The following is a 15,786-nucleotide window of genomic DNA, read 5'->3' as shown; positions in this document are numbered from 1 at the left end:
TCACCTGAGCCCTGCTCATACTCCCTTATTCACCTCTAAGGGACGTGTGCGCCTATGTCGCCGATTGATCACTTCTCCTATGGGCCTCTGACCCTTCTTGTCGCCTACGGCATGTCCAGCATCGGGTCCATGCTCGGCCTGCTGCTGACCTCGCGGGCCCGGCTGGTCAGCGCCAGGGAGGCCCGATACTGGCTGGCGGGCGCGGCGGTGGCCATCGGCGGCACCGGCATCTGGACGATGCACTTCATCGCCATGCTGGGCTTCTCGGTGCAGGGCACGGTGATCCGCTACGACATGCCGCTCACCGCGGCCTCGGCGCTGCTCGCGGTCGTGGTGGTCGGCGCCGGGCTGTTCGTGGTCTGGCGCGGCGGTGAGCGCGCCTCGTACCTGCTCGGCGGCGGTGTCCTGACGGGCATCGGCGTGGCCGGCATGCACTACCTGGGCATGTACGCGATGAACATGGCGGGGGACGTCACCTACGACCCGCTGTTCGTGGCGCTGTCGGTGGTCATCGCGATCGTCGCGGCCACCGTCGCGCTCTGGTTCACCCTGCGGGTCCGCGGCGCGCTGAAGATCGGCGGCGCGGCGCTGGTCATGGGCGTCGCGGTGACCGGCATGCACTACACGGGGATGTACGGGATGTCGGTGCACGCGCACAGCCCGGCGGGGCCGGTCACCGGCGCGAAGGCCATCGACTTCCTGCTGCCGCTGATCGTGGGGCTCAGCGTGATCACCATGGGGCTGCTGCTCACCGTCATGCTCTCGCCCTCGGAGAAGGAACTGCACCGGGAGGCGGAGTTTCGTGCCCGGCTGGAGGGACGCACCCCGCCGCAGCCACAGGGCGGTGCCCGGGTGGCACAAAACGGGGGCGCGCCGGATGTGGATCTCTTCGGCACGCCCCGTTCTTGAGCTATGTCATAGGTACGGCTTGCGGCGCGTGGTGGGCCGCCGACTCGCCGCGGCGCAAGCCGTACCCTGAGGGGGTTGTAGCGGTAACCCCGCCGATACAGAAGCTACGGCCACCCGCTTGCAACCCGCTTTCAATCAGCCGAAGAACACCTCGGCCTCCGCGTAGCGCGACACCGGCACCGTCTTGAGCTCGGCCGTCGCCACGTCGAGCCCGACCCGGACTATGTCGGTGCCGCGCAGCGCCACCATGATCCCGTAGTCGCCCTCGTGCACCGCGTCGATCGCCTGCAGCCCGAACCTGGTGGCCAGGACCCGGTCGTAGGCCGTCGGGGTGCCGCCGCGCTGGATGTGGCCGAGCACGGTGGTGCGGGCCTCCTTGCCGGTGCGCTTCTCGATCTCCTTGGCCAGCACCTCGCCGATGCCGCCGAGCCGTACGTGGCCGAACGCGTCGAGCTCGCCGGCCTGCAGCGCGATCTGACCCTCGATCGGGTGCGCGCCCTCGGCGACCACGAGGATCGGCGAGTAGCGGGTACGGAAGCGCGACTCGACGTACTCGCAGACGCGGTCGATGTCGAACGGCCGCTCGGGGATCAGGATGACGTTGGCGCCGCCCGCCATGCCCGCGTGCAGCGCGATCCAGCCCGCGTGCCGGCCCATGACCTCGCAGATGAGCGCCCGGTGGTGGGACTCGGCGGTGGTGTGCAGGCGGTCGATGGCCTCCGTCGCGATGTTGACGGCGGTGTCGAAGCCGAAGGTGTAGTCGGTGCCCGACAGGTCGTTGTCGATCGTCTTGGGCACGCCGACGACCTTGACGTCGCGCTCGAAGAGTTGCCTGGCGACGCCGAGGGTGTCCTCGCCGCCGATGGCGATCAGCGCGTCGACGCCGGTGGCCGCCAGGTTCTCCTTGATGCGGTCGACGCCCCCCTCGATCTTGATGGGGTTGGTACGCGAGGAGCCGAGAATCGTGCCACCCCGCGGAAGGATGCCCCGTACGGCCTGGATGTCCAACGGCATCGTGTCGCCTTCGAGCGGGCCGCGCCAGCCGTCACGGAACCCGACGAACTCGTGACCGTAGACGCTCACCCCCTTCCGCACTACCGCCCTGATCACCGCGTTGAGTCCGGGACAGTCGCCGCCTCCGGTGAGCACTCCGATTCGCATGACGGGTTCCTCCTATGGGTTTCTTGCCGTTAGTGAAAACATCAGCTCTTCTCAGTCTTCGTCTGAGATTGTCGATATGTGAAGCTCTCGGAGTGGGCGCGGCGGAACGGCGTGCATTACCAGACCGCCTGGCAGTGGGCGCGAGACGGGAAGATGCCCGTCCCGGTGGTCAAGACCGCCACCGGTAGGTACATGGTCCTCGATCGGACGGCCGAGGTCACGGGCCGGACGGTCGCGTACTGCAGGGTGTCCGGCACCGACCAGCTGGCCGAGCTCGATCGGCAGGCGGTCCGCGTGGTCCGCGCGGCCACCGCGATGGGCCTGACGGTCACCGAGGTCGTCGGCGAGGTCGGCTCGGGCATGGACGGCGACCGGCCGAAGCTGGCCCGTCTGCTGCGCGACGCGTCCGTGGGCGTGATCGTGGTCGAGCGCCGTGACCGGCTCGCCCGGTTCGGGCTGGAGCAGCTGTCGGCCGCGCTGGAGGCCACCGGCCGCCGGATCGTGGTCACCGACGAAACGGAGGCCGGCGAGTCGGGCGCCGTCCCGGGCGCCCGGGTCGACGACGAGCTGTTGCGTGACATGGCGGAGGTCCTCACCTCGCTCTGCGCCCGGTTGTACGGCCGGCGCTCGGCCGCCCGCAGGGCCAGGGCCGCGCTCCGGGCCGCCTTCGAGGCAGCGTGAGGCGGCGCATGTCCCCGGCGAGCGAGGCGCATGCCGATGGAGCCGGCACGAGGATCACTAAGATTCTCCGAACGGTTTCACGACCTGGACCGCAATTCTGCCCGTCCACGCGGGCAGTGGTCTAGACCAAACGCGAGCGTAGCGAGCGAAACCCCTCTCCGGGAGGCGATTTCGTGAGTGTGTCGGCCATGGGCAGGCTCCCGGCGGCGGGGAGATCTCAGCCGAACAAGCGTTGGAGCCATCCGGCCAGCACCGAACCGATGGCGTCGGCCGCACCGCACACCACGCCATGCATGAATGGACGACCCCAGATCGTCAACCATAGGTTGACGGTTAGGCATCGTCAACCTATGGTTGACCCATGGACCAGACCGTGCGTCTCGACGACCTCATCAACGCGATCAAGAGCCGTCACCCCGACGGCGACCCCCTGGGCCAGCTCTCCGACGCCGTGACGTTGGGCGAGCACCTGGGCGAGGTGGCCGACCACCTCATCGGCCACTTCGTCGACCGGGCCCGGCACTCCGGCGCCTCCTGGACCGAGATCGGCCGCAGCATGGGCGTGACCAAGCAGGCCGCCCAGAAGCGGTTCGTCCCCAGGGAGGGGGGGCTGGCCGAAGAGCTCCGCGCCTACGCCCGCTACACCAACCGGGCGCGCTCGGTCATCGTGCGGTCCGAGCAGGCGGCCATCAGGGCGGGCAGCGAGTACATCGAGCCCGAGCACCTCGTGCTCGGGCTGCTGAGCGAGCCGGAAGCGCTGGCGGCCAAGGCCATGGTGACGCTCGGCGCGCCGCTGGAGCGGGTCGAGGAGGTCATGACGGCCATGCTCGCCCCGCCGAGTGAGAACGCGCCCGACAAGCCGCCCTACGCCCCGCAGAGCAAGAAGGCCCTGGAGCTGACGCTGCGCGAGGCTCTGCGGCTCGGCCACAACTTCATCGGCACCGAGCACATCCTGCTCGGCGTGCTGTCGCTCGGCGAGGGGACGGCCGTGGCCGCGCTCGACGGGCTCGGCGTGACCAAGGAGGGTGCCGAGCCCGAGATCCAGCGGATGCTCGCCGAGATCCTGCGCGGGCGCGAGGGGAAGGCTTAGGGCGCCCCGGCCGGACCCTGGGCGAACCTGGTCAGGATGTTGCGCGTCGCGCGGCGGGTGAAGGGGGCGGCTGCCTTGGTGACCCCGTGGCCGCACCGCCTTCCCCGCATCCCGCACACCCAGCGCATCGTGCCGGAGGCGAACACCCCGGCCCCTCCCGGTGCGGTGTAGTAGGTGCTGTCGGAGGACGTCGCCCGGCCGCCGCAGTCGACCGGCGAATGGGCCAGCACCTTGATGTTCTCGGGCGAGCCGTCGGACACCTTGTCGGTCTCGACGCCGGCCAGGCCGGGGAAGCGCCTGCCCCGGGTGCCCTCGAAGATCCAGTGGCCGGGTCTGCGCAGCACGTAGGCGGCCTCGGCGGGGAAGCAGTCGTACTCCTGCCCGACCAGCGCGCTCTCCGGCGCGGACGCGCGCCAGAGCGGGCACTGGCTCTCCTTGTCGCACATGATCATCCGGCCGTACAGCCCGATGCGCCAGTAGACGGCGTTGGCGCCGAGGAAGGCCAGGTTCGTGCCGGCGTCACGGGCTTTGGTGACGGCGGCGCGCATGCCGGGTGACCAGTACTCGTCATGCCCCAGGGACACCACGGCCCTGGCTCCATCGAGGACGCCGGGGCGCAGGTCCAGGCTGGTCAGGTAGGCCAGCGGCACGCCGCTGCGCTCGGCCAGTTCGATCGCGGACAGCTCGAAGTCGAGGAAGAGCCGCGCGCCCGAGGTGTCGTAGGGCCGGTCGAAGGTCACCTTGCGCGAGCGGTCGTCGAACCCGCCCGGACCCTGGTAGAGGCTGCGGCCGCCCCACAGGTTGTACGCCTGCCAGGTGGTCACCGCGTTGACCAGCACCACCCGCCCCTGCGTCGAGGCCGAACGTACGGTGATCGGCACGTAGCGCTGGCCGCCGCTGGAGGCGTCCAGGCGTACCAGGTAGGCGCCCTCCCGCCAGCCGGTCGTGTCGACGGTGAGCGAGGGCTTCCAGTGGGCGGCCGTGACCATGCCCTCCACCGTCTGGGGCGGCGCCTGACGTACCCCGGGAAGCGGGCCGGAGTGCCACACCTCCGCCGGGTGGGCGCCCACGCGGAAGGCGTGCGCGGTGAAGCGCGGCGCGGTCGTGGAGACGCGCATCCGGAACCGCTCGCCGGGCAGCACGCTGACGCGGTCGGCGTATCCCTCGATCTCGTGCTCCGCCCCGCGCTCGGTGATGCGCCAGCGCACCGGCCGAGCGGCCGGGACCTCAGCGGGGGCGGGCGCGGCGGCTTCGGGCGCCGAAGCGGGCGGGGCGGGCGGGTGGGCCGGGGCGGCGGGGGTGGTGCTGCCGCACGCGGACACCAGCAGGATCAGGACGATCAAGGACTTGCGCACAGCGCACCATGGTCACGCTCGCCCGCCCACCGGACCGGCGACTTGGGGAAGTCCTTACGCCCGCAGCACGCAAGCAGGCCCCGGACGCGCAAGGACCTTTACGTCGGCGGCACCCAAGAAGCTCCTTACGCCGGCAGCACGCAAGAGGGGCTGTCGACCTCCAGCACCTGACCCGTCGGCTCGGGTACGCCGTCCTTCAGCGCGAACTCGGTGACCACTCCCGAGTGCTGGTTGGCCACGTACAGGCGGTCGCCGGCGATGGCGAAGTGCCGGGGCCATTCGCCACCCGACGGCACCTCGGCCACCGGCGTCAGGTCTTCGGCCCGCAGCACGGTGATCGTGTTGGGGCCGCGGTTGGCCACGTACAGGAAGTCCCCGTCCAGGTCGAGGTGGGAGGGCTGGTTGACGCCCTCGGCGCGTGAGGCGAGGGCGCCCGCCGACTTCTCGCCGTCGATGAGGGTGACGATGCCGTCGAGCTCGCCCACGATGTACAGGCGCGAGCCGGAGAAGACCATGTGGCGCGGCCCGGTGCCCGGGGTCAGGCGCAGCGGCTCCAGCGCCTCGCCCTCGGGGGTGTAGCGGCGGATCTGGTCGGTGCCCAGGTCGGAGACGTACAGCAGGCCGTCGTGGAAGACCGTCTGGTGGGCGTGCGGGCCCTGCTGGCGCTCGGGGTGCGGCCCGGAGCCCTCGTGGCGCAGCACGATCGGGCGGCCCTCGAACGCGCCGCGGGAGTCGAGGTGATGCAGGCTGACCGTGCCGTCGCCGTAGTTGGCGACGGCGAGCAGCTCGCCCTCCGGATCGACCGCCACGTGGCAGGGGCTGTCACCCATGCTGGGCCGCTCGTCCAGCGGGGCCAGCGCGGCCGCCTCCGTGCTGAACGCGCTCAGCCAGCCCTGGGCCAGCTCGCCCACCGCGTACAGCACCGGCAGCTTCGGATGCGCGGCCAGGAACGAGGACGAGGTGAGGCGGGTCAACTCTCCGCCGGGGGTGACGATGCCGGGCCCATATCCGCCTATATACAGGTGCTTCACAGAAGGCATCCTCTCATGCTTGACTAAAGCAATGAGTTCGTTGACAAAGGCAAGAGTCGCCGAGATCAGAGCCTTCAACCGGTTCTATACGAAGGTCATCGGCGTCCTTCAGGCCGGAATGCTCGACTCGCCCTATTCGCTGGCCGAGTGCAGGGTGCTGTTCGAGCTCGGGCACGCGGGCCGGCTGGAGACGGGCGAGCTGCGCGCCCTCATCGGTCTCGACGCGGGCTACCTGAGCAGGATCCTGACCCGCCTCGAGGGCGACGGACTGATCTCGAAGGAGCGCGCGGCCACCGACGCCCGCAAGCAGGTCGTCCGGCTCACCGCGGCGGGCGTCGAGTCGTACGGGCTGCTGGACGCGCGGTCGGACGAGGAGGCCGAGCGGCTGCTGACCACGCTGCCCGAGCCGGGACAGGAACGCCTGGTCGCGAGCATGGCCACGATCAGGACACTGCTGGAGGGCGCCGGCGAGCGCGAGCCGTACGTGATCCGCCCCCTGCGCACGGGCGACCTGAGCTGGGTCGTCTACCGGCACGGCGTCCTTTACAGCCGGGAGTACGGCTGGGGCATGGACTTCGAGCGGCTGGTGGCCAGGATCATCGGCGCCTACGACCCGTCGCGCGACATGGGGTGGATCGCCGAGGTCGGCGGGGAGCCCGCCGGGTGCGTGTTCTGCGTACGGGAGGACGACACCACCGCGCGGCTCCGGCTCCTGCTGGTCGAGCCGTCGGCCCGCGGGCTGGGCCTGGGCGGACGGCTCGTGAGCGAGTGCCTGCGCCATGCCAAGGCCGAGGGCTACAAGCGGATCACGCTGATGACCCGCGACTGCCTGGACAGCGCGCGGCGCATCTACCAGGCCGCCGGGTTCGAGCTGGAAGCGGAGCACAAGGAGACGGAGAACGGGATCGAGGTCACCGAGCAGGAGTGGAGCCGCGACCTCTAGTTCACCGCCCGCTCAGAGCCTTCGCCTCCACGGTCGGCATCCTGGGCGCGCTGGTGCCGCTCGCCGTACCCTTCCTCGCGCAGGGCACGCTGGGACCGATCGCGATGACCGCGGCGCTGTCGGTGTCGTCGGCCATCGTGGACGTCAGCCCGTTCTCGACCACGGGCGCCCTGCTCGTAGCCAACGTCAGAGGCATGGACCGGGACGTCTTCTACCGCCGGCTCCTGACCTACGGCGCGGTGATCGTCGTGGCGGGCCCGCTCGCCGCCTGAGCGGTCCTGGTGGTCCCCGGCTGGCTCGGCCAGGCCCGTACTTCCGTTTTCCCCGCGATCGGCTTCCCCGCGATCGGCGGAGGTGGCGTGCGCGAACCGGGCTAGGCGCGGAAGGGGCCGGCCACCTCGAAGGTGCGGCCGTCGTCGCGGCCCCGTCTGGCCGAGAAGTAGAGCCGCCCGCCGTCGGGCGCGAACGCCAGCCCCGTGAGCTCGGCCCCGCTGAGGCCACCAAGCTTGAGGAACGGCGTGACCGCCCGATCGGGGGTGATGACGTCGATCTCCGTCGACTGCCTGGCCACGTAGAGGTCGCCCGAGGGGGCGGCGGTGATCGCGCGTACGCCGTCGCAGATCCGGTCGAGCGTGGAGGTCTCGGCGTCGTACGCCCACAGGCCGCTGTCGCCCTCGGTGGTGAAGTAGCAGACCCCGCCCGCGTAGTGGCAGCCCTCGCCGCCGTCGAAGTGGCGGGCGTCGTCTATCTGGTGGCGCGTGGCCTTGAGCACCGCGGCGGGCGACGGCACCGGCTTCCAGTCACCGGCGAGGCAGAGCACCTCCAGGGTGCCCTCGGTGAGATCGCCCCAGTCGCCGGGCCTGAACCGGTAGAAGCACCCGTCGGGCTCCCCCTCCGTCAGGTAGACGACCTGCCGGTCGGGGTCGCAGGCGGCGGCCTCGTGCTTGAACCGGCCCATGGCCAGGCGGGGGCGCCCGGCTCGCATGCCGTACGGATCGCACTCGAACACCCGGCCGCGGTCACCGAGCTCGCAGGAGAGCCAGCTGTGCCACGGCGTCGCGCCGCCCGCCCGGTTGCGGTCGGTCCCGGACAGGATGCGGTACGCGTCGGCGATCGAACCGTCGGCGCGGAACCGGAGCGCGGACGCGCCGCCGAGCAGCGGCAGCTCGGAGTTGGACACGTAGATCCAGCCGGTGCCGTCAGGGAAGCACGCGCCGCCGTCGGGCGCCGCGTGCCACGTCAGCCCGGCCACCTTCTGGCCCGAGCGGGCCACGACCCGGCCGCTGAACCCCCCGGGCAGCGCCAGATCGTCGCCACCTGGCGGCTCCAGCGGGCCGTAAGGGCTCATCCCGCCCTGCCAGAGCGGGCCCGTGCGGAGGAGAGTCTTGCTGGACATCGTGAGGCCTCCCTCTAGGTGCCACGCTAGTCGACCCCGCCGACATGAATGACAGGGAGGCGCGAGATCAAATTCTGCGCGAAATCTCTGGCCACCGGATGAGCGCGGCGGTGCGCCGCCAGGGACCCGGAGCGCGGGCCCCGGGCTGTGGCGGCGTCAGCGCTGGGCCTGGAACATCCAGTGCTGCTTGTCGATGTCCTGAGCCACCGCGATGAGCAGGTCCTGGCTGACCGGGTCGGGCTCGTCGGTCGCGGCGACGCGCTCGCGCATTCGCTTGCCGACGGCCTCCAGGATGTCGGTCATCGTCGCCACGACCTTGCCGTCCTCGATCCAGCCGTTCTCCGGCTGTGAGAGCTTGGTGGACTTGGCGATGGTGGCCGCCCGGCCGTCCGGATTGATGCTCAGGGCGACGGCGCGCTCGGCGATGGTGTCCGCGTGCTCACGGGCCAGGGCGGTGACCTCGTCGAGCTGGAGGTGGATCTGCCGGAAGTGCGGGCCGGTCAGGTTCCAGTGCATCTGCTTGGCGAGCAGCGAGAGATCGAGGAGATCGACCAGGGCTCCTTGCAGGGCCGTCGCGACCGTCTTCTTCGCGTCGCCCGAGAGCGGACCGGTGATCGTAGCCATGATGTGTTCCTCCCCGTGGTTCGACATCAGGGTCCCTATGCGATCCAGTCCCCTTTGCCCGCTTTCTCTTGGTTGACACTGCAATAGTGACAGTGTAATTGTGAAGGTATGAGCGAGACCTGGACCATCCGTGAGCTGGCGGAGCGCGCCGCCGACGCGTTGCGCGCGCACGCCCAGCCGCACGCGCAGCCGCTCAACGGCCGGGTCCGCGACGTGCCCGGCGAGCGGTTGATCAGGTGGTACACCACGATCGGCCTCGTCGACCCACCGCTGACCAGGCGTGGACGCATCGCCCAGTACGGCCGGCGGCATCTGCTGCAGCTCGTGGCCATCAAGCGGCTGCAGGCGGCCGGGCGGTCGATCGCGGAGATCCAGACCGCCCTGACCGGCGCCACGGACACGACCTTGGAGCGGACGGCCCACCCCGGCTGGTCGACTCTGGACGAGGACGTCGCGGCGACGGGGGCCGTTCTGGACGCCACGACGACTGGGACGACGGCGCCCCAGGGCGAGGCGGCTCAGGATGCGGCGGATCTTACGGAGGGCGAGACGGGCCTTGCGGAGGGCGAGACGCCTGAGGCGGCGGCCCTCCCCGACGGCTCGGCGACTCGATCCGGGAGCCCGCGCGGCCGGTTCTGGGCCGCGCACCCCGCCGATGCGACCGGCCCCGCCCTTCCGCATCCCCCGCCCACCGACGCTCCCCCGTCCACCGGCATCGCCGACGTGCCCCTGCCCGCCGACGTTCTCCGACCGGCCGATACTCCGCCGACCGACGGTGCGGGCCGACCCGCACACCTCCCCCGGCCCAGGGGGCACGGGGCGCTGGTGCGTGGGATCAGGCTGGCTGACGGAGTGACGCTCGTGCTCGACGGCGCCGGCCGTACCCCGGCTGAAGACGACATCCAGGCGGTACTCACCGCGGCGGCACCGCTGCTGGCGCTGCTCGAAGAGAGGAAGCTAGCATGAAGATCACTTCGCTCGAGCCCACCCGGTGCCTGCCGGTGCCGGACGCCGGGTTCGGCGCGCTGCGGACGGCGCGCGGGAACCTGCCTCTGGAGAGCGTCGACGTGTCCGCCGACATCTCCGGCCTGATGGCCGAGGTCGAGGTGACGCAGGGCTTCCGCAATCCGTACGACGTCACGCTGGAGGCCACCTACGTCTTCCCGCTGCCCGACAGGGCGGCGGTGACGGGGTTCAGGATGGAGGCCGACGACCGGGTGATCGACGGCGTGCTCAAGGAGCGCGGCCAGGCCAGGGCCGACTACGACCGGGCGCTGCGCGAGGGCAAGCGGGCCGCGATCGCCGAGGAGGACCGGCCCGACGTGTTCACGATCACGGTGGGCAACCTGCTGCCGGGCGAGCGGGTGACGGTCCGGCTCACGCTGAGCCAGCCGCTGCCGTACGAGGACGGCGCGGCCACGTTCCGCTTCCCGCTGGTCGTCGCCCCCCGCTACATTCCGGGCACGCCGCTCGACGGCCCCGGCGCCGGCGACGGCACCGCGCCCGACACCGACGCGGTCCCCGACGCCTCGCGCATCACCCCGCCGGTGCTCCTGCCCGGCTTCCCCGATCCGGTACGCCTGTCGCTGACGGCGACGATCGACCCCGCCGGGCTGGACCTGCGGGAGCTGGCTTCCAGCCTGCACGTGGTCGAGGAAGAGGGTCATACGGTACGACTGCGGCCGGGCGAGCGGCTGGACCGCGACTTCATCCTGCGGCTGTCGTTCGAGGCCTCGACCGCGCTGCAGCTCGACGGCCGGGGCGCGTTCTCGCTGACCGTGCTGCCCCCGGCGCTGGAGTCGCCGCGCACGCCGCGTGACCTCGTACTGCTGCTGGACAGGTCGGGCAGCATGGGCGGCTGGAAGATGGTCGCCGCCCGCCGGGCCGCGGCGCGGATCGTCGACACGCTGACGGAGCAGGACCGGTTCGCGGTGCTGACGTTCGACTCGGTGGTGGAGGAGGCGTTCGAGGGGCTCGTGACGGCCTCGGACCGCAACCGCTACCGCGCGGTCGAACATCTCGCGCGCGTGGACGCCCGCGGCGGCACCGAGCTGCTTGAGCCGCTGCGCCGGGCGATCTCCCTGCTCCACGACCAGGACGGGCGCGAACGCGTTCTGGTGCTGGTCACCGACGGGCAAGTGGGCCACGAGGACCAGATCCTGGAGCAGACCGGCGGCGCGCTGTCGGCCATGCGGGTGCACACCGTCGGCATCGACCGGGCGGTGAACGCCGGGTTCCTGGGCCGGCTGGCCGGTCTGGGCGCGGGTCGCTGCGAGCTGGTCGAGTCGGAGGACCGCCTGGACGCCGCCATGGAGCAGATCCACCGCCGCATCGGCGCGCCTCTCGTGACCGACCTGTCCCTCAAGGGCCTCGACGTGGAGCCGGGCACGGTCACCCACCTGGGCTCGATCTTCCCGGGCGTCCCGCTGCGCGTGCACGGCCGCTATCGGGACGGCTCGTCGGTGACCGTACGCGGGCTGGCGTCGGGCGCCCCGTGGGAGCAGCAGGTGACGGGCACCGTGGTGGACAACCCGGCGATCGGCGCCGTCTGGGCCCGCGCGCACCTGCGCGAGCTGGAGGACCGGTACGCCATGGGCGAGCACGAGCTGGAGGCGGAGATCGTCCGGGTCTCGCTGGAGAACGGCGTGCTGTGCCGCTTCACCGCCTACGTGGCGATCGACACCAGAAAGGTGGCGGAAGGCGAGCCGGAGCACCGCGTCATCCAGCCCGTGGAGCCGCCGAGCGGCTGGGAGCTGCCGCAGAACCCGCCGATGATGCCCTTCATGGCCCAGGCCGCGGTGATGGCCGCGCCCTCCCGCCCCATGTCGGTCCCCGACCCGGGCTTCGCCCCCGGCCAGAGTCACGGCCTCATGGGCACCCAGGAGACCGGCGCCTCAGACGCTACCCGCCGCTCCAGGGGGGTCGACTGGGAGGCGGAAGCGGGTCCCGGCGGCGCGCCCCGCAGCCCCGGCGGAGGCTCAGCCGGTGGTTTCGGCGGCAGCTCGGCCGGTGGGCGGATGAGCCCGTCGCCGCGGTTCGCGCCGCCCGCCGCTCCCCGTCCGGGCGGGCCCGGCCTGGAGTCCGTCAGGACGCAGCTGGTCGTCGAGCTCGACCGGCTCCGGGCGCTGTTCGGCGCTCCCGACCCGCTCTACTTGGCGGATCTGGGCTCTCGGCTCGCGGCGCTGGCCGCTTTCCTGGGCGGGCATCCGGAGCTGGCCGCCCTGGGCCGCGAGCTGCAGACGGCGGAGCAACCGGGCATCGACGCCGAAGCGCTGCGGGCGCACGTCATCGAGGTGCTCACCGCGCTCACGAGCGGATCCCCCTCGGCCCCGACCGGATCGCCCGCGCCGGGTACGCCCCGCCGCCCGTTCTGGAAGCGCACCTGACGGCACCGCCGTCGAACGCCAGCTGCACCACAAATCTCGCCATACCCGCACGCTAGGCCCGCGAGCTAGACGGTCGCCGCATCACCGGGCACGGCCGTGGTGTATCACCTGATACATGACGCACACGCTGGCCGCCCTCCCGATGTTCCGTGAGCTGGGCAAAGAAGGGCTGCGCAGGCTGGAGTCCGTCGCGCGGCAGCGGCGCTACCCGGCGGGGCAGGTGCTCTGCACCGAGGGCGACCCGGCCGACCAGCTGATCGTGCTGCTCGACGGCCGGGTCAAGGCCGGGCGGGTGAGCGTCGACGGCCGCGAGGTGGTGCTGTCGGTGGACGCCGCGCCCGTGGCGTTCGACAAGACGACGCTCCTGGTGGAGGGTACGCACCGGGCCACGCTGACGGCCCTCACGCCGGTGGAGGTGGCCTACCTGCCAAGCGTGGCGGTGCTCGAGGTGATCGCCACCGAGCCGTCGGTGGCGGCCCGGCTCATGCGTACACTCGCCCAGACCGTGCGCGACCTCGACGAGCGGCTCACGGACGCGGTCGTGCTCGACGTCTCCGCGCGGGTGGCCAAGTGGCTGGTACGACGCAGCGAAGGCGGCCGGGTCCAGCTGCACGCCGGGCAGGCGGGCCTGGGGGCCGAGATCGGCGCGACCAGGGTGAGCGTCAACCGGGCCCTGCGGTCCTTCGAACGCCGCGAGCTCGTCGAGATCGGCGAAGGCGAGGTGACGGTGAAGGACGCCGAAGCGCTCGCCCGCATCGCGAAGACCACTCCGGCCGGCGACGGAACGAACTCCGGCCAGGTTCACCGGAAAAAGGTTCATCGGAGCTACGAATAGGCGTCTATCGGAGTCCGGCGGGCTGTTCTATCGTCACCGTACATGGCGACCTCTCGCGCACCGCTGCGCTTCGCCGAGGCGGTCTCCGCCACCGTTTCCGCGGCCCGGGAATCGGGTTTCTTCTTCGATTTCGACGGCACTGTCGCACCCATCATGAATGATCCCGACGCGGTGCTCCCCGTCCCCGGAGCGGTGGAGCGGCTGGGCGCGCTGGCGGAGCTGTTCGCCCGCGTCGCCGTCGTCTCCGCGCGCCCCGCCGCGTTCCTGCGCGACCGCTTCTCCGGCGCCCCCGGTGTGCGGCTCTTCGGCCTGTACGGCCTGCAGACGGTGGTCGACGGCGAGATCATGAACGCCGGCGAGGCGGAGCCATGGGCGCCGGTCATCCGCCGCCTGGTCGCCGACGCCGCCCGCGATCTGCCGGGCAAGGTGCTGGTGGAGGACAAGGCGCTGATGGTGGCGCTGCACTACAGAGCGGATCCGGCGCTGCGTGGCGCGGTGGAGAGATGGTCGTCGGCCAAGGCCGCCGAGCTGGGCCTGGCCGAGCAGCTGGGCCGCATGGTGGTCGAGCTCAAGCCACCGGTGCACGGCGACAAGGGCACCGTCGTCGAAACGGAGTGCGCCGCCCTGGCCAGGGCCTGGTACTTCGGCGACGACCTGTCCGACGCCCGCGCCTTCGAGGCCCTGCGTACGCGCGAGGAAGGCGACCCGGAGTTCGTCGGAGTCAGAGTGGCGGTGGCGAACAGCGAAACCGGCGACGAACTGGCCCGGCAGGCGGATTTCACCGTGGCCGGCCCGGCCGACGTCCCGGCCATGCTGGACGAGATAATCCGCGCTTTCCATGACAACCGGCAAACGCAATAGCCCGGCCGGAAATTCACCCCGGCTTATTAGGGTCGTTCACCCGAGCCGGAAAGTGCTGTCGAGTACGCGGGGCACCATATTCTGGACGGGTGAGCACCCTTGTCCTGGACGGCGGTCTGGCCACCCGCCTCGAAATGCTCGGCGCCGACCTGAGCGACGAGCTGTGGTCGGCGCGGCTGCTGGTGGAGGATCCGGCGCTGATCCGGCGCGTGCACGCCGACTACTTCGCCGCCGGCGCCGACGTGGCCACGACCGCGAGCTACCAGGCGTCGATCCCGGGGTTCGTCCGGCGCGGGCTCGACGAGGCGCAGGCCGAGCGGCTGATCAGGCTCTCGGTCGAGCTGGCCGGCCAGGCCCGTGACGAGGCCGGGGGCGGGCTGGTGGCCGCCTCGATCGGCCCCTACGGCGCCTACCTGGCCAACGGCGCCGAATACACCGGCGACTACGACCTCGACGAGCTGGGCCTGCTCTCGTGGCACCGGCCGCGCTGGGAGATCCTCGCCTCAAGTGGGCCCGACCTGCTCGCCTGCGAGACCATCCCGTCCTACCCGGAGGCGCGGGCGCTGGCCAGGCTGCTCGCCGAGACGCCATCGGTCAAGGCGTGGGTGAGCTTCTCCTGCCGCGACGCCGCGCACCTCAACGACGGCACCCCGATCGCCGAGGCCGCCGCGTTGTTCGCCGGCAGCTCGCAGGTGGTGGCCGTCGGTGTCAACTGCACCGCGCCGCGGCACATCCCCGGCCTCATCGCCACGCTGGCCGGCGGCCTGCCGGTGGTCGTCTACCCGAACTCCGGCGAATACTGGGACGCCGAGCAGGGCCGGTGGCGCGGCACCGCCGAGCCCGTGGAGTACGGCCAGGCGGCCGAGGAGTGGCAACGGGCCGGCGCCTCGCTCATCGGCGGCTGCTGCCGTACCACTCCCGAGCACATCAAGCAGATCCGCGCCCACCTGTCCTGAGCACCGCGCCGCAGAAGCCCAGAAACGGGAGCCCGGAAACGGGGGCCCGGCGACGGAAGCCCCAGCCACCACGGTCAGGGGCGACGGCGGTCAGGCCGCGACGTTCTCAGGGGTGCGGCGGCGGGAGGACAGCACGCGGTCGAGGGCGAGCGCGCCGCCCCCGCTGAAGCCGACGGCCAGCGCGCCCGCCGCCAGCGACAGGACGAACTCGAAGCCGCCCTTGTCCACCCCGAACCCGTTGGCCCCATGGACGAACAGGATCGCGCCCGCCATGTCGAGCGCCAGCAGCGTCCCCACGACGGGCAGCGCCACACCGAGGATCAGCGCCAGGCCGCCCGCGACCTCCAGCACCGCCACCGCCGGAGCGGCGGCCGCGGCCAGCGGGATCCCGGCCGACTCGAAGAACTTGGTGGTCCCGGCGATCCCCATCGTGGCGAACTTCTGGTAGCCGTGCACCAGGAAGATCACGCCGACGGCCACTCGGGCGACCAGGATGGCTACGGAACGTGACTGGTCAAGCATGCGCTCTCCAAAAGGCAGTTGTTCAGATTTGAACCA

Annotated in this window: 16 protein-coding genes; 10 read left to right on the top strand and 6 right to left on the bottom strand. The window is 71.5% G+C overall.

All coding sequences use genetic code 11. The annotated features are described in order from the left end of the window. Positions 1 to 54 precede the first annotated feature (54 nt). Positions 55 to 909 (top strand): MHYT domain-containing protein, encoded by an 855-nt coding sequence (locus tag ACGFJ2_RS24860; RefSeq protein WP_357945100.1) that lies wholly within the window; start codon positions 55 to 57, stop codon positions 907 to 909. Between the two features lie 135 nt (positions 910 to 1,044). On the opposite strand, the gene ACGFJ2_RS24855 is transcribed toward ACGFJ2_RS24860, so the two are convergent. Next, a complete protein-coding gene (locus ACGFJ2_RS24855; RefSeq protein WP_357945098.1) occupies positions 1,045 to 2,070 on the bottom strand; it encodes a 6-phosphofructokinase in 1,026 nt (341 codons plus the stop codon). A 78-nt stretch (positions 2,071 to 2,148) separates the two neighbouring features. Between ACGFJ2_RS24855 and ACGFJ2_RS24850 the strand changes: the two genes are divergently transcribed. Both ACGFJ2_RS24850 and ACGFJ2_RS24845 read left to right on the top strand, forming a co-directional pair. Further along, complete coding sequence (locus ACGFJ2_RS24850; protein ID WP_357945096.1) at positions 2,149 to 2,751, top strand: IS607 family transposase; 603 nt, start codon at positions 2,149 to 2,151, stop codon at positions 2,749 to 2,751. Positions 2,752 to 3,112: 361 nt separating this feature from the next. After that, entirely contained in the window at positions 3,113 to 3,841 is a 729-nt protein-coding gene (locus tag ACGFJ2_RS24845; protein WP_393471976.1) for a Clp protease N-terminal domain-containing protein, read from the top strand. Here ACGFJ2_RS24845 and ACGFJ2_RS24840 read toward each other — a convergent pair. Both ACGFJ2_RS24840 and ACGFJ2_RS24835 read right to left on the bottom strand, forming a co-directional pair. Beyond that, the gene (locus ACGFJ2_RS24840; RefSeq protein ID WP_393471973.1) at positions 3,838 to 5,196 is read right to left on the bottom strand and encodes a N,N-dimethylformamidase beta subunit family domain-containing protein; all 1,359 of its coding nucleotides are present in this window, start codon (positions 5,194 to 5,196) and stop codon (positions 3,838 to 3,840) included. The genes ACGFJ2_RS24845 and ACGFJ2_RS24840 overlap by 4 nt on opposite strands. A gap of 125 nt (positions 5,197 to 5,321) precedes the next feature. Further along, a complete protein-coding gene (locus ACGFJ2_RS24835; RefSeq protein ID WP_358187969.1) occupies positions 5,322 to 6,236 on the bottom strand; it encodes a lactonase family protein in 915 nt (304 codons plus the stop codon). A gap of 31 nt (positions 6,237 to 6,267) precedes the next feature. On the opposite strand from ACGFJ2_RS24835, the gene ACGFJ2_RS24830 reads away from it, so the two are divergent. Together ACGFJ2_RS24830 and ACGFJ2_RS24825 are read left to right on the top strand one after the other, a co-directional pair. Beyond that, positions 6,268 to 7,170 (top strand): helix-turn-helix domain-containing GNAT family N-acetyltransferase, encoded by a 903-nt coding sequence (locus tag ACGFJ2_RS24830; protein ID WP_357945085.1) that lies wholly within the window; start codon positions 6,268 to 6,270, stop codon positions 7,168 to 7,170. Beyond that, positions 7,152 to 7,442 (top strand): hypothetical protein, encoded by a 291-nt coding sequence (locus tag ACGFJ2_RS24825; protein ID WP_393471968.1) that lies wholly within the window; start codon positions 7,152 to 7,154, stop codon positions 7,440 to 7,442. Before ACGFJ2_RS24830 ends, ACGFJ2_RS24825 begins: the two co-directional genes overlap by 19 nt. 101 nt (positions 7,443 to 7,543) lie before the next feature. On the opposite strand, the gene ACGFJ2_RS24820 is transcribed toward ACGFJ2_RS24825, so the two are convergent. Together ACGFJ2_RS24820 and ACGFJ2_RS24815 are read right to left on the bottom strand one after the other, a co-directional pair. After that, positions 7,544 to 8,566 carry an alkaline phosphatase PhoX gene (locus tag ACGFJ2_RS24820; protein WP_393471966.1) on the bottom strand — a complete coding sequence of 341 codons (1,023 nt, stop codon included), beginning with the start codon at positions 8,564 to 8,566 and terminating at the stop codon, positions 7,544 to 7,546. 156 nt (positions 8,567 to 8,722) lie between these two features. Further along, on the bottom strand, positions 8,723 to 9,190 hold the full coding sequence (locus tag ACGFJ2_RS24815; RefSeq protein WP_357945077.1) for a DNA starvation/stationary phase protection protein: 468 nt from the start codon (positions 9,188 to 9,190) through the stop codon (positions 8,723 to 8,725). Positions 9,191 to 9,298: 108 nt separating this feature from the next. Here ACGFJ2_RS24815 and ACGFJ2_RS24810 point away from each other — a divergent pair, with 108 nt between their 5' ends. The 5 genes from ACGFJ2_RS24810 (at position 9,299) to mmuM (ending at position 15,228) form a co-directional block, all read left to right on the top strand. Next, the gene (locus ACGFJ2_RS24810; RefSeq protein ID WP_393471963.1) at positions 9,299 to 10,156 is read left to right on the top strand and encodes a helix-turn-helix domain-containing protein; all 858 of its coding nucleotides are present in this window, start codon (positions 9,299 to 9,301) and stop codon (positions 10,154 to 10,156) included. Next, positions 10,153 to 12,576 carry a VIT domain-containing protein gene (locus ACGFJ2_RS24805; RefSeq protein ID WP_393471960.1) on the top strand — a complete coding sequence of 808 codons (2,424 nt, stop codon included), beginning with the start codon at positions 10,153 to 10,155 and terminating at the stop codon, positions 12,574 to 12,576. The genes ACGFJ2_RS24810 and ACGFJ2_RS24805 overlap by 4 nt, the downstream gene beginning before the upstream one ends. A 115-nt stretch (positions 12,577 to 12,691) precedes the next feature. Then, on the top strand, positions 12,692 to 13,411 hold the full coding sequence (locus ACGFJ2_RS24800) for a Crp/Fnr family transcriptional regulator (RefSeq protein WP_393471957.1): 720 nt from the start codon (positions 12,692 to 12,694) through the stop codon (positions 13,409 to 13,411). 42 nt (positions 13,412 to 13,453) lie between these two features. Next, on the top strand, positions 13,454 to 14,272 hold the full coding sequence (otsB, locus tag ACGFJ2_RS24795) for a trehalose-phosphatase (RefSeq protein WP_357945065.1): 819 nt from the start codon (positions 13,454 to 13,456) through the stop codon (positions 14,270 to 14,272). An 89-nt stretch (positions 14,273 to 14,361) separates the two neighbouring features. Then, positions 14,362 to 15,228, top strand: coding sequence for a homocysteine S-methyltransferase (gene mmuM / locus ACGFJ2_RS24790; RefSeq protein ID WP_357945062.1), 867 nt, complete (start codon positions 14,362 to 14,364; stop codon positions 15,226 to 15,228). A gap of 90 nt (positions 15,229 to 15,318) precedes the next feature. On the opposite strand, the gene ACGFJ2_RS24785 is transcribed toward mmuM, so the two are convergent. Then, positions 15,319 to 15,750 (bottom strand): DoxX family protein, encoded by a 432-nt coding sequence (locus ACGFJ2_RS24785; RefSeq protein WP_358188007.1) that lies wholly within the window; start codon positions 15,748 to 15,750, stop codon positions 15,319 to 15,321. Positions 15,751 to 15,786 lie beyond the last annotated feature (36 nt).

The sequence above is a fragment of the Nonomuraea sp. NPDC049028 genome (genome assembly GCF_043197735.1).
In the GTDB taxonomy this organism is placed as follows: Bacteria; Actinomycetota; Actinomycetes; order Streptosporangiales; family Streptosporangiaceae; genus Nonomuraea.
This window is presented reverse-complemented; position numbering and strand designations above follow the sequence as displayed.